This is a genomic window from Anaerococcus sp. mt242 (genome assembly GCF_016798225.1).
Taxonomy (GTDB): domain Bacteria; phylum Bacillota; class Clostridia; order Tissierellales; family Peptoniphilaceae; genus Anaerococcus.
Map to the genome: position 1 here is coordinate 62,265 of NZ_JAEUYX010000005.1, position 13,957 is coordinate 76,221.

Annotated in this window: 13 protein-coding genes; 12 read left to right on the forward strand and 1 reads right to left on the reverse strand. The window is 32.1% G+C overall.

The window, feature by feature from the left end; genetic code table 11:
* The first annotated feature begins 1 nt into the window (after position 1).
* A complete protein-coding gene (locus JNO63_RS03850; protein WP_203127176.1) occupies positions 2-772 on the forward strand; it encodes a YidC/Oxa1 family membrane protein insertase in 771 nt (256 codons plus the stop codon).
* Positions 732-2,069, forward strand: coding sequence for an RNA-binding cell elongation regulator Jag/EloR (jag, locus tag JNO63_RS03860; protein ID WP_238390471.1), 1,338 nt, complete (start codon positions 732-734; stop codon positions 2,067-2,069). The genes JNO63_RS03850 and jag overlap by 41 nt, the downstream gene beginning before the upstream one ends.
* 229 nt (positions 2,070-2,298) lie before the next feature.
* Here the strand turns inward: jag and JNO63_RS03865 are convergent, their stop codons facing one another.
* A complete protein-coding gene (locus tag JNO63_RS03865; RefSeq protein ID WP_203127177.1) occupies positions 2,299-3,399 on the reverse strand; it encodes a hypothetical protein in 1,101 nt (366 codons plus the stop codon).
* A 494-nt stretch (positions 3,400-3,893) separates the two neighbouring features.
* Here JNO63_RS03865 and mnmE point away from each other — a divergent pair, with 494 nt between their 5' ends.
* The 10 genes from mnmE to pta all read left to right on the forward strand — a co-directional run bounded on the left by mnmE (position 3,894) and on the right by pta (position 13,957).
* On the forward strand, positions 3,894-5,261 hold the full coding sequence (gene mnmE, locus JNO63_RS03870; RefSeq protein ID WP_203127178.1) for a tRNA uridine-5-carboxymethylaminomethyl(34) synthesis GTPase MnmE: 1,368 nt from the start codon (positions 3,894-3,896) through the stop codon (positions 5,259-5,261).
* Positions 5,251-7,152 (forward strand): tRNA uridine-5-carboxymethylaminomethyl(34) synthesis enzyme MnmG, encoded by a 1,902-nt coding sequence (gene mnmG, locus JNO63_RS03875; protein WP_203127179.1) that lies wholly within the window; start codon positions 5,251-5,253, stop codon positions 7,150-7,152. Before mnmE ends, mnmG begins: the two co-directional genes overlap by 11 nt.
* Position 7,153: 1 nt before the next feature.
* Entirely contained in the window at positions 7,154-7,777 is a 624-nt protein-coding gene (gene rsmG / locus JNO63_RS03880; RefSeq protein WP_203127215.1) for a 16S rRNA (guanine(527)-N(7))-methyltransferase RsmG, read from the forward strand.
* 106 nt (positions 7,778-7,883) lie between these two features.
* The gene (locus JNO63_RS03885; protein ID WP_203127180.1) at positions 7,884-8,693 is read left to right on the forward strand and encodes a CPBP family intramembrane glutamic endopeptidase; all 810 of its coding nucleotides are present in this window, start codon (positions 7,884-7,886) and stop codon (positions 8,691-8,693) included.
* A 38-nt stretch (positions 8,694-8,731) separates the two neighbouring features.
* Entirely contained in the window at positions 8,732-9,952 is a 1,221-nt protein-coding gene (locus tag JNO63_RS03890) for a nicotinamide-nucleotide amidohydrolase family protein (protein ID WP_203127181.1), read from the forward strand.
* Positions 9,930-10,886, forward strand: a complete 957-nt coding sequence (locus JNO63_RS03895; protein WP_203127182.1) for a ParA family protein — start codon at positions 9,930-9,932, stop codon at positions 10,884-10,886. Before JNO63_RS03890 ends, JNO63_RS03895 begins: the two co-directional genes overlap by 23 nt.
* The gene (locus tag JNO63_RS03900; protein WP_203127183.1) at positions 10,887-11,852 is read left to right on the forward strand and encodes a ParB/RepB/Spo0J family partition protein; all 966 of its coding nucleotides are present in this window, start codon (positions 10,887-10,889) and stop codon (positions 11,850-11,852) included. It begins immediately after the preceding gene.
* Positions 11,839-12,402, forward strand: a complete 564-nt coding sequence (locus JNO63_RS03905) for a cyclodeaminase/cyclohydrolase family protein (RefSeq protein ID WP_203127184.1) — start codon at positions 11,839-11,841, stop codon at positions 12,400-12,402. The genes JNO63_RS03900 and JNO63_RS03905 overlap by 14 nt, the downstream gene beginning before the upstream one ends.
* Positions 12,399-12,872, forward strand: a complete 474-nt coding sequence (locus tag JNO63_RS03910; RefSeq protein WP_203127185.1) for a DUF4446 family protein — start codon at positions 12,399-12,401, stop codon at positions 12,870-12,872. Before JNO63_RS03905 ends, JNO63_RS03910 begins: the two co-directional genes overlap by 4 nt.
* 101 nt (positions 12,873-12,973) lie before the next feature.
* A complete protein-coding gene (pta, locus tag JNO63_RS03915) occupies positions 12,974-13,957 on the forward strand; it encodes a phosphate acetyltransferase (RefSeq protein ID WP_203127186.1) in 984 nt (327 codons plus the stop codon).

The following is a 13,957-nucleotide window of genomic DNA, read 5'->3' on the forward strand; positions in this document are numbered from 1 at the left end:
TATGTTAAACTTTTTAGCTTCTTTATTAGGCCAACTCATGAGATGGATATATGATTCTTTGGCAGCTAGCCAAGTTGAACCTAGTAATATTAGTTTTTATGCAATTTCAATTATCCTTATGACCCTGCTTGTCAACCTTCTTATTATCCCTGTTACAGTTTCCCAACAAAAGACAGCAGAAAAAACCCAAAAGATTAAACCTAAAATTGATGAAATAAAGAAAAAATATTCTTATGATCCTCAAATCATGCAACAAAAAATGCAAGAGCTAAATAAAGAGGAAAATTTAAATCCAGGTCTTTCATCATGCCTTATGATGATTTTTCAAGTTTTAATCATCTTTGCCCTATTTAGAGTGATGCAAGATACTACAAAGTACGTATTTCCTGAAGGCATTGAAGGAATTAGAAAAGACTTTTATTGGATCAGCGATCTAACCCAAAAAGATCCATATTGGTTTGGTTTACCACTAGCAACAAGTGTTTCTCAAATTTTAGTGCAATTATTTTCAATGAAAACCAATCCACAAATGAGTGAAGGCCCTATGGCAAGCATGAATAAAACATTTTTAATGATGCCAATTCTTTATTTCTTTATGTTTAGAGGCTTACCAGCAGGTCTACCACTTTATTACACAATGAGTTCTGTAATTAGACTTTTAATTATGGTTATCATGCATTTTACTATTAAAAAACCTAACCAAGTTCAAAGACAAACATATGAGGTAAAAAATGAGAAAGTCAATAATAAAACAAGCAAAAACAAAAGATGAGGCTATAAGAAAAGGCCTTTTAGAAATTGGCAAAAATAGATCTGATGTTGATATAGAAGTTATAGAAGAAGGTTCAGCTGGATTTCTAGGACTTGGAGCTAAGGATGCAGTTGTTCGTATTAGCTTTGATGAAGATATCAATGAAGCTATGATTGACTTAGAAAATGAAATCAGATACGATTCCCTACAATCAGGCGAATTTGACAAAGAATATAATATAAATGATCGCAGCAAATACTACGCAGATGAAGCTCGTGCAAATTATCAAAGTGATAATAAGGATCTATTAGAAGATGATTCTCATGAACTTATTGAAAAAGAAGGCAGAGACTTTGAAGAAAGCATCCATCAAATAACTGATGATGACGAAAATCACGGTGAATACGAAAGACTTCAAAAAATAAATTCTTATGAAGAAAATTCTAAAGGATACAAAAGCGAAAATGTAGATTTAACTAAGGAATTAGATGAAAGAATAAGTCAAATTGACTCAACTGAACATCTAGAAACAAAAGTAGTAGATCCTTGGGAAGAAAGTAGCACTAAAGAAAATAGCAATAAAAATGAAGAAATTCCTACAAAAAGATTTGAAAATGTAGAATTTGCCAAAGAAGAAAGTCATGAAGACAATACTGAAGCTAACGACTACAAGGTAATTAGCAGATCCTCAAAAATGACTTTTGAATCTACTCCATCAGAAAATATTGAAAATCCAACAAAAGATATCGAAAATCAAGATCTTATTCAAGGCAAGGAAGAAACTAATAGTGTAGAAAACTTCAAAGTAGAAGCAAAAGCAAATATTGCCCAAGAAAAACAACAAACAGACATAGAAAAATTCTACAAGGCCAAAGAATTTTTAGAAAATATCCTAAAAGAAATGCACTTTGAAAACCCAAGTGTCTATGGCAACCTAGAAGGTTCTATTATAAAACTTGATGCAAAAGTGGCTGAAGAAGATACAGGAATAGCAATCGGTAAAGGTGGAGCAACCCTAGATGCAATCGAGCTTTTAGTTAGAAAATCCATCGACTCAAGAGCAAATAACCTAAGAGTAAATGTAGATATCAACAACTACAAAAAGCGCAGAGACGAAAAAATTGTAGAACTTGCAGCAGATACAGCAAGAAAAGTTCAAAGAAGCAAAAAACCTTGGAACTTAAAATACATGAACTCCTATGAAAGAAGATTAGCCCACGAAGAAATCAGCAAATATCCAAACATAACAAGCCACTCAGAAGGCATGGAACCAAAAAGATATGTAGTAGTTTCCTATGTTGGAGATGAAGAAGAATAAATTTTAAAGGAGCTGTTGCTAAGATTGAAACAGCTCCTTTTTTTAATTTATAAACTTTTTTCTAGTTCTTTTATAGTTTCTTCTGCTTGTTTTTGATATTTGCTTGATTCATCAATTAATTTTTTGAGTTTATCCTTAACGCTTTTTACTGTTTTTGGTTATTTATCTAATAACAATTTTGCAGCTTCGCATTTAACTCTGTTCTCATCTGAAGATGATTTTAAATCATCTATAATTTTTTTGTATTTGCTTTTTTATAGTCTTTAATATCAGTTTCACTAGGTGTTTTGCCATTTACTGTATAGTCAATGAAATTAGCGCTTGCTATATCATCTATTACTTGATCTAATTCTGGATTAGTTTTTTCTTCGTGGTTTGCAAGGTTAAGGTAGATATCTAAAATCTTCTCTCTATAGTTTTGGTAAGGCTCACCTAATATATTTAAATCTTTATCCATCATATAAATTTCGTAAAAACGATAGCTTGGGTCGTAATTTCCATTCTTCTCGTTTATATATTTGTTGATTTCATCAGTTTGACCAAAAACTGTCCACTGTGGACCTTTAGAACCGTATAAATTTTTGATGTCATCTTTGGTGAAATTTTCGTAATCTGTAACAAGTCCAATTACACCTACATCGTAATTTTCTTGTTTCTTCAAGTATTCAACATATTTTTCCATAGCTAAAATTTTATAGTTATTAACTGATGGATTTTCTGTTTTAATAGCTTTGTATGGAAAAATGACTGTATAATCGTGCTTTTGCACTTCTTTTTTAAATTCGTTAAAGCTTGGACTAGCTATATCACTCTTATCAGAATTTAAGACAAAAACCATATTTTCATAGGTTTGATAATTATTTTCCAAAGAATAAGCTCTAAAACCTAATTTATGAACAAAATCTAGTAAATCGATGAATTTTTTTCCATCGTGTGTTTGTTTTCCTATTTTGTATGAATTTGTATCACTTGAATTCGTCTTTTTTATTTCAATTTCGTTTTCATCTTCTCTGATGATTTCGAAGCCAAAATTAGTATCTTTAGCGGCATCTTTGAATTCATCTAGATTTACTAGGTGATAATCATATCCAGATCCAGGAATAAGATCTGCTATTATTGTATCTAGTATACAATCTTTTCCATCTAATTTATAAGCTATTTTATAGTTTGTATACTTCCAATCTCTCTTACCTACATTTATTGGTTCTTCTGCTTCTGTTTTTTCTTCATTGTCGGCTTTTTCACTTTGGTCGGCAAATGAGTTGTTTATGGAAAAAATTATTCCTGCTGCTAATGCTATAGCTAGAGCTTTCTTTAAATTATTTTTCATATAAACCTCCTATTTATCCGCTCTTTTCATATAAAATTATACCCACTAATTTTAATTTGAACTTTTTTTATTAAGATTTATACTTAGTAATAATATTTGCATCATAAAAGAACTGATTAGCGGAAAGTTAGCATAAGGCCCTTTAATTATTATTCTCTTTTAGTTTTTTTAGAACAGTTCTTGCAAAGGGTTCAATGACAATGACTTCTGATACACTTTCTACTCCTTTTTTGGGGTTTTAGTAATGTTTTTCTTTGGAGTTTTTTTGCTTTAACTTCATTTTTCTGGTCTTTTTTATCCTAACTAGTCATGAAAAGTTCACGATATTTTTTCTAGTAATATCAGAATTCTTCCTCGACTTTATTGCTATTTTGATTTACCCAATATCAAAAGCCCTACAAACATTGACATTTAAAGATTTTCGCTTATAATCTTTATGTTACAAACCACTAGTCAAAGTAGTGGATACAATCGTACTATGAAAGGAAAATATTATGAGTGATGCTACAATCGCAGCTATTTCCACTCCAACAGGTACTGGTGGTATATCCATTGTTAGGATGAGTGGAGATAAAAGCAAGGAAATAATCGATCAAATTTTTGAGCCTATAAATGGTGGTTCAATTGATCGCAAAAAAGATAACCGTAGGATGCGTTATGGAAATATAGTCGATAATGGGGAAATTATCGATGAAGTTATGGTAAATTTTATGGCAGGTCCTGGGACTTATACTAGAGAAGATATAGTAGAGGTTAATTGCCACGGGTCTTTTATATCTGTAAAAAAGATTTTAAATCTTCTTTTAGATAAGGGAGCAATTTTGGCTGAGCCTGGAGAATTTACCAAGCGTGCTTTTTTAAATGGCCGTATAGATTTGTCTCAAGCGGAGGCTGTTTTAGATATTATTAATTCTACAAATGATCTTTCCCAAGCCCAAGGAATTAACCAATTAAATGGGTCTTTGAGAAATGAAATCGAAACAATTCGTAAATCTCTACTAGAAGCCCTATCTCGTGTGGAATATTCTATAAACTTCACAGAAGATGGCGAAGACCTATCCCCTGATGAAATTATAAAATATATGGACCAAGCTAAGGCTAGAATTGATAAACTACTTAATACTTCAAATAAAGGGAAAATTATCAGAGAAGGCATAAATACAACTATTTTGGGAAAACCAAATGTTGGTAAGTCTTCCCTACTTAATGCCCTTTTAAAAGAAAATCGTGCTATTGTTACCGATATTCCTGGAACAACCCGTGATTTGATTAGTGAATATATAAATCTAGGGTCCTTCACCCTAAAAATAAATGATACAGCAGGTATCCGCGATACTGATGATATTGTTGAAAAAATCGGTGTGGATAAGTCAATAGAAATTTCAAAATCTTCTGATTTAATTATTGCCCTATTCGATACGTCAAGAGAATTTGATAAGGAAGATCAAAAAATCATTGATCTTATTGAGGGCAAAAATTCTATCATCATCTTAAATAAAACTGACCTAGACCAAAAATTTGATAGGGCAATTTTTGATAATATTGACCTACCTATCATAGAAACATCTATGACAGAAAATATTGGTATAGATAAATTAGAAGAAACAATTACAGAAATTTTTGATACAAGCGAAATTAATCGTGAATCCATTTTAATTACTAATACCCGCCACGAAAGATTATTAAATCAAGCTGGCAAAAAACTTGATGACTCGCTTACTGACATTAAAATGGGTATACCCCTTGATGCAGTAGAAGTAGATTTGCGCGGGTCCTATGACGATTTGGGACTTATAATTGGTGAGTCAGTTTCAGATGAAATAATGGATAAGGTCTTTAAGGAGTTTTGCGTTGGAAAATAATAAATATATACAAGATAGCTATGATGTCGTAGTCATCGGTGCTGGCCATGCAGGTTGTGAAGCTGGACTTGCTGCAGCAAGACTTGGCATGAAAACTTTATTACTAACTACATCCTTGGAATCAATTGCAGATATGCCTTGCAATCCCAATATTGGTGGAACAGGAAAAGGCCACTTGGTGCGTGAATTAGATGCCTTGGGAGGAGAAATGGCAAAGGTGATTGATAAAACCTTTATCCAATCCCGTATGTTAAATACTTCCAAAGGACCAGCAGTACACTCACTTCGTGTTCAAGCGGATAAAAGAAAATACCATGAAGAAATGAAAAAAGTTTTAGAAAATGAACCAAATCTTGATATCTTTGAGCAAGAAGTAGATAAGATAAATTATAAAGACGGTAAAATTGTTTCATGTGAAACAATCGAGGGAGCAATTTTTCCTTGCAAGGCTCTTATAGTTTGTACAGGTACTTACCTAAACGGAAAAATACTTATGGGAGATTTTGAAAAAGTTTCTGGTCCTCATGGTTTATCAGCAGCAACCTACCTATCTGATTGCCTAGAAAACATGGGTTTTTTCTTACGCCGTTTCAAAACTGGTACACCAGCTAGAATTGACCGTAAGACTATAGATTTTACAAAAACTGAAGTTCAGGCTGGTGATGCAGAAATCATCCCATTTTCTTTTGAAAACGAGGGCAAAGATTTTTCCGATCACAAGCAATATGATTGCTATCTAACTTACACCACCCTTGCAACAAAAGAAATCATAATGGCAAATATTAATCGCTCACCTATTTATGGTGGAAAAGTTGATGGTGTAGGCCCAAGATATTGCCCATCAATTGAAGATAAGATGATTCGTTTTGAAGACCGCAATATTCACCAAGTTTTCCTAGAACCAGAATCCCTATCTACTGATGAGATTTATGTTCAAGGTGTTTCCTCTTCTCTACCTCAAGAAGTGCAAATGGATTTTTATAAGACTATTAAGGGTCTGGAAAATGTAAAAATTATGCGCCCAGCCTACGCTATTGAATACGATATGATTGATACTAGGGAATTAAATTTAACTCTAGAATCTAAAGCATATTCGGGTCTTTATTTTGCGGGACAAATAAATGGATCATCTGGCTATGAAGAGGCAGCTGGCCAAGGGCTTATAGCAGGCATAAATGCAGCCTTAAAAATAAAAGGAGAAGTTCCATTTATCCTAGATAGATCTGATGCATACATTGGTGTATTGATTGATGACCTTGTTACAAAAGGTACAAACGAACCTTACAGGATGATGACTTCTAGATGTGAGTACAGACTTACAATGCGCCAAGATAATGCTGACCAAAGATTAACTGAAAAGTCCTATAAAATTGGCTTGGCAAGTGAAGAAAGATATCAAAAAATGGTTGAAAAATATAAGGCCATAACTGCTGAAAAAGAGAGACTTAAAAATATTATTCTAACCCCAACCGATGAAACCAATCAAAAGCTTTCATCAATTGGCACAAATCCTATTTTAACAGGTGTTAGTCTTTATAGTCTTATTAAGCGCCCTGAGCTTGACTATGAATCAGTAGCAATTTTTGATAAAGATAGACCAAAACTTCCAAAATTTCAACAAATTCAAGTACAAACTGAAATCAAATATGAAGGCTATATTGCAAAACAAATGGCTGACATTGACAAGTTTAAAAAGCTTGAAAATAAAAAATTACCGGCTGATTTTGACTACAATAAAATAGAAGGTCTTAAAAAAGAAGCGGCTTCAAAGCTCAACGATATAAAACCATCTTCAGTTGGTCAAGCAAGCAGGATTTCTGGGGTTACACCAGCTGATATAAACGTACTTTTAATAAGACTAAAGACAGGAGAAGTAAGTGGACAAAAATAAAATGTATGAAGTTTATAGCGATTATCTAATCGAGGTAAATTCTCACACAAATCTAACAACTATCACAGATCCAACAGAAATAAAAATAAAACACTTCGAAGATTCACTTTCAGTCCTACCCTATATAAAAGAAGGAAATAAGGTTTTGGATATAGGAGCAGGTGCAGGATTTCCTGGTATCCCCCTTCGTATCGAAAAAAACTTTGACCTAACCCTAGTTGATAGTGTAAATAAAAAAGTAAATTTCATGAATGAAGTTATAGAAAAATTAGAACTAGAAAATGCTCGCGCTATCCATACTAGGGCAGAAGACTTTGCCAAAGAAAATAGGGAAAGTTTTGATGTAGTAGTAAGCCGTGCCGTGGCAAACATGTCTACCCTATCTGAATTGTGTTTACCATTTTTAAAAGTAGGTGGGATATTTATAGCTCTTAAGGGACCAAAGGCTGATGAAGAATTAGAAGTGGCAAAAAATGCCATTAATATCTTAGGTGGCCAAGTCAAAGAAATTGAAAGATTTAAAATCGATGATAATGATAGAGTAAATATTATTGTAGAAAAAGTCCACCCAACTAAAAAAATATATCCAAGGGGCAAAAATCAACCAAAAAAGAATCCACTTTAGGATTCTTTTTTTATAATGAAAATTAATATTCTACAAAATAAAAGTAATCTATGATAAAATATTTCTATAAAGATTTGTTTCACATGAAACATAGGAGGGAAAATTGATGAAAAAAGTTTTAAAATTCGTAGGTATCAGCATACTAGTTATGCTATTTATTTTTGCAACAGAAATTGCCTCTAGCACTGTGCTATTTGCAATAATGTCAAAATCAAATCCAGCTGGAACCCAATCTAGCCTATTAACAGATGTAGTTAAATATCAGATAGTGGTAGGCCAGTTACTAAGATTAATTTTACTGTGGTTATTCTTCTTAATAATGAAAAAGGCCCAGCCAAATAAATTTAAAAACCCAATTAAAAATCGAGGATTTTTGTCAGATTCTTGGAAGATGGTAATTATAGGATTAGGTGTGGCTGCTTTTGGAAATATTGTTATATCTCTAATATTGACTCTAATGGGTGATTCGCCAATGGTTTCTGATGTATTGGATCAATTTAGTCAAGCTTTCCAAGTAACATCTAGCCTTGATATTATTATAATGATAATTGGTGTAGTAATTTTAGCGCCTATTTGCGAGGAGTTAATTTTTAGAGGGATAGTTTTTGAAAAATTTACCACAATCTACTCTATAAAAACTGCAATTATCCTAAATGGAATATTATTTGGAATTTATCATATGAATTTGCTTCAAGGAATTAATACATTTTTTATGGGTATGGTTTTAGCTTATGTTTATTATTATAGAAGAAATATCACCGATGCAATCCTCATCCATATGGTAAACAATTCGATTGCCATTTTGATAGAATTAAATGAAAATTTGTCTGGCATAATTATGATTGTATCTGTAATCGCTATGTTAATCAGTATTAAATTATTAATAGATTTTAGAAAAGAAAGAAATGCTTTATAAATAAAGTTTAAAATAAGTTATATATATAGAAGGGTTTTATGAACGCACAAATATTTTCAATAGGAACTGAAATATTACTTGGCAATATTGTCGATACCAATTCCCAATTTATTGCACAAAGATTAATGGAATTTGGGATTGATTTATTTAAAATGGAAACAATAGGGGACAATCCAAAAAGATTATATGATGCCTTTAAAGCTTGTGATGGAAAAGTGGATTATGTTATAACAAGTGGTGGGCTTGGACCGACGCCAGATGATCTTTCAAAAGAAGTAGCAATTGAAGTCTGCGAACTTGAAAGTGAAGTTCATGTCGATCAAAAATCATATGAAGCCTTAATTTCTTTTTTTAATGGAGATGAAGAGTCGGCAAAAGCCAATATAAAACAAGCCAAATTTCCAAAATCTGCAATCATTTTAGAAAATCCAATAGGTACCGCACCAGGATGTATATTAACTAGTAAAAAAGGGACAAAATATATTTTAATGCCTGGTCCACCAAATGAAATGAAAACAATGCTTGATAATGAATCTGTTAAATATTTATCAAGAAATGCTATCATTAAATCTAAAATCGCTAAAATCGGCTTGCTTGGTGAATGGGATATGGCTAGGAGAATAGACCTAGATAGGACTAAGCCTACCATAAGTCCATATATAACTGATGAGGGCCCAATACTTAGAATAACTGCTAAGGCAGATAATGAAGTTGAAGTTGATAGACAATTAGAATACGGTGTAGATTTGGTTAATAAATATTTAAGTCCCTTTGTAATAACAACAGAAGATATTCGTAAGGAAGAAGTACTTATTAATATTCTTAAAGAAAGAAATGAAAAAGTAACAACTGCTGAATCTATAACTGGTGGATTAATCGCTTCCTCTATAATTGATATACCGGGTGCATCGGATGTAATCTCAGAAGCCTATGTAACTTACGCAGATGAAGTTAAAGAAAATATATTAAATGTTTCACGTGAAACAATTAAAGAGTACAGTGTAGTAAGTGAAGAAGTCTTAAATGAAATGTTAGATGGTTTGTTCTCAAGAACAAATGCAAATTTATGTTTGGCTACAACTGGCTATGCCCATACTGGAGAAGTTTGGATTGGAGTACTTTATAATGGTCAAAAATTTACAAATCATTTGCAGTTAAATGGAGATAGAAATAGAGTAAGGCTTCGTACAAAAATGAAAATCATAGATACAGCAATACTTGTAATGAGAGGTGAATATGAGAGTAATATCAGTTTTTAATCAAAAAGGGGGAGTTGGCAAAACTACTACTGTAGTAAATCTAGCTGTCGCTTTAAATTACCTTGATAAAAAAGTTTTGGTAATAGATATAGACCCACAATCAAATACTACAACTGGCTTAGGTTTAGATAAGTATAAAATAGATAATTCTTTATATGAATTATTTTATGCTAATGAAGAAAATCCAGAATTAGTTCAAGAAGCATTATCAGATGATGAAGAAAATAAAGAAGTTATAGATGAAAAATCTAAGATAGATGATGAAAACACAGATGAAAGCTTAGATAAAGAAAATGGGGAAGAATCTTCTACGGATGAAGCTTCAAATGATGAAGTTCATTCTGAGCCTATTAATATAGAAGATTTTATAACAAAAACAAAATCTGGAGTAGATCTAATTCCTTCAGAATCTGCACTTTCAGGACTCGAGGTAGAATTAGTTGAACTAGATGCTCTAGAACGCACCCAACAATTAAAAAATATTATGGGACAAATAGATCCTGATAAATATGATTTTGTACTAATAGACTGTCCACCATCCTTGGGGTTATTGTCAATAAATGCCTTAGTTGCAAGTAACTCAATAATCATTCCTATTCAGACTGAATATTATGCCCTAGAGGGTGTAAGCGAGCTTATGAATACATATAATATGGTCAAAAAGCAACTAAACACAGATTTAGAAATTGAAGGGGTACTTTTATCGATGTTTGATAAAAGAGCTGTCCTATCATATGAGGTAGTAGAAGAGGTAAAATCATATTTTAAAACAAATGTATTTAAAGTTATGATTCCAAGAAATCCACGTCTAGCAGAAGCACCAAGCCATGGATTATCTACTATTGAATATGATTCCAAATCGCAAGGTTCAGTTGCATATATTGCCCTTGCAAATGAAATTATAAATAATACAGAAAATAGAAAGGGAGAGTAGATGTCAAATAAAAGAACCCTAGGACGCGGTTTAAATTCGCTGATACCAGAAGTGAATGATAATGAGAAGAAAATTCAAAAAGCAAATTCAACTTTCAATTACAACAAAGCTTATGACAATGATATCAAAAAAGAAATCGAAAATATAGATAAAGTGAAAGCCGGCGAGAAACTAGAAAAAATTTCTTTAGATAAAATCAAGGCTCGTTCTAACCAACCTAGAAAACATTTTGATCAAGAAGCAATAAATGATCTAGCTGCTTCAATAAAAGAATATGGTCTACTAAATCCAATTGTCCTTACAAAGGTAAATGATGGGTATGAAATAATAGCTGGAGAACGTAGATTTAGAGCTAGTAAGTTAGCAGGCCTAAAAGAAATTGATGCGATTGTTCGTGATTATGAAAAGAAAGATGTAGAAATCTTATCTTTAATAGAAAATGTACAAAGAGAAGACTTAAAGGCTCTAGAAGAGGCAAGAGCATATAAAAAACTATCCGATGATCACAATATGACCCAAGAACAAATAGCAAAAACTATGGGTAAATCAAGATCATATATAGCAAATACTTTAAGACTTTTAAATCTAACTGAAGTAGAAAAAAAGGCATTAGATGATGGTAAGATTTCTCCAAGCCAAGCAAGATCACTTTTATCAATCACAGATAATAATGAAAGAGGCTTAACACTAAATGATTTTATAAATGGTAAAACCAATATCCGTAAGGTAGAAAAGAAAACTACTAAGAAAAAAATCTATGACTCAAAAGAAGAAGCTAGTAAAAAAACTTATGGGCCAAATATAGATCAAATATTAGTAGAAGACCTAGAAGAAAAATTTATGGACGAAGTTGGATCAAAAGTAGCTATCAATAAAGATGGTAAATCATACAAAGTAACTTTTGATTGCTTCTCAATAGAAGATATAGAAAGTCTATATAATAGGATAAAAAATGAAACTAATTGATATGGATTTATCTACCCTTATAAATCAAACTAGAAAGCCTGAGGCCAACCCAGGTGGAGGAGCGGTTTTAATCCTATCATCTAATCTTGCTATAAATTTATGTCTGATGATGGATAAAGAAAACTTTGTTGGTGAATTAGAAAATAAAGCTAGCGTTTCACATGAAACATTATTAAAAATATCCGAGTCTTATAAAACTACTATGCAAGAAGATGTAGATAATTTTAATACATTGATGGATAAAATTAAATCTAAAAATGAATCAGAAAATGATTATAAAATCGCAGCCCAGCCCTTACTAGACATGGTGGAAAATAATCTAAAAGCTCTAAATGAAATAAGTTTTTTCCTAAAAAATGGGAAAAAATCTACACTTACAGATGGACAGATAGCTAATGATATGCTTTACAATGCAATCATATCATCTTTTCCTACTATAAAAATTAATTTAGATAAAACTAATGTAAAGTATGATTATGAGGATAAAAGCGAAAGAGCTAAATCACTATATCAAAAAAACCTAGATATTATCGAAAGAAGGAATAAATGACAGTAGTTTATGTATTATTAGGAATTTTGGCAATTCTTGTTGTAGTGGAATTCGCCATGATTCAATCAATGAACAATAGAATAAGAAGACAAAAACACCGTTATGATCATCTTTTAAGGGGAACTAGCGAAGAGGTCAACCTAGAAGAATTACTTTTAAAACTTAATGATCAAATAGAAACATCAAATCAACAATTAAAATCAGTAGACCAAAGATCTCTAGAAGCCAAGGATACAACTATGGGTGCTATAAGCAATATGTCAGTTGTACATTTTAATGCCTTTGATGGGGATACAAATGAACTTTCATTTTGTCTTTGCATGTTGGATAATTTTCATAACGGAATTATTTTAACAAGCATATACGGTAAAGATGGATCAACAATTTATTTAAAAGAAATTTCAAACGGACAAACTCGAGGAGAAATTTCCCAACAAGAGGATGCAGCATTACAAAAAGCTCGTAATTAAATTTTTTGATGCAAATATCAATTTTTTTTAAAATAAATGATATTTGCATCTTTTTTTGGGTATAAATTAATAAAAGACAATTGAATCAATTAGGAGGAATAATGAGCTCAACAATTTTAGAACAAGCTAGAAAAGCAGTTGAAGGTAAAAATTTAACAATAGTATTTCCAGAAGGAACTGATAAAAGAATATTAGAAGCAGCTACTCGTCACCAAGAAGAAGGATTAATAAAACCTATCGTTCTAGGTAATAAAGAAGAAATTCAAAAAACAGCTGATGAAAATGGACTTACACTTGGAGATTTAGAAATCATAGATCCATCAAATGATGAACACTTTGATGAGTTTGTAGAAAAATTTGTAGAACTTAGAAAAGGTAAAAACACAAAAGAAGATGCAGAAAAAATGCTTCAAGATACAAACTACTATGGTGTTATGATGGTAAAAACTGGTCTTGCAAATGGTATGGTATCAGGTGCTGTTGGTACAACAGGTGATACAATCAGACCAGCTCTACAACTTATAAAAACAAAACCAGGTGTATCAAGAGTATCAGGTGTGATGATTATGGTAGGACCAAATGGAGAACAATATGTATTCTCTGATGTAGCTGTAAATATTACTCTTGAAGCTCAAGAAATGGCTGAGGTTGCAGTAGAATCAGCAAACACAGCAAAACTATTTGGCATCGATCCAAAAGTAGCTCTACTATCATTCTCAACAAAGGGTTCTGCAAAACACGAACTAGTTGATAAGGTAGCTGAAGCGGCAAAAATTGCTAACGAACTTGCTCCAGACCTAGCAATCGATGGTGAATTACAATTTGATGCTGCAATTGATGAAACAACAGCTAGCAAAAAAGCTCCTGATTCAAATGTAGCAGGAAAAGCAAATGTATTTATTTTCCCAGACCTACAAGCAGGAAATATTGGATATAAAATTGCACAAAGACTTGGTGGATATAAAGCAATAGGACCTATCCTTCAAGGATTAAATGCTCCCGTAAATGACCTATCTCGTGGATGCTCAGCAGATGATGCATACGAAACAGCAATCATTACAGCAAGTCAAGCAGCTGCAGAATAA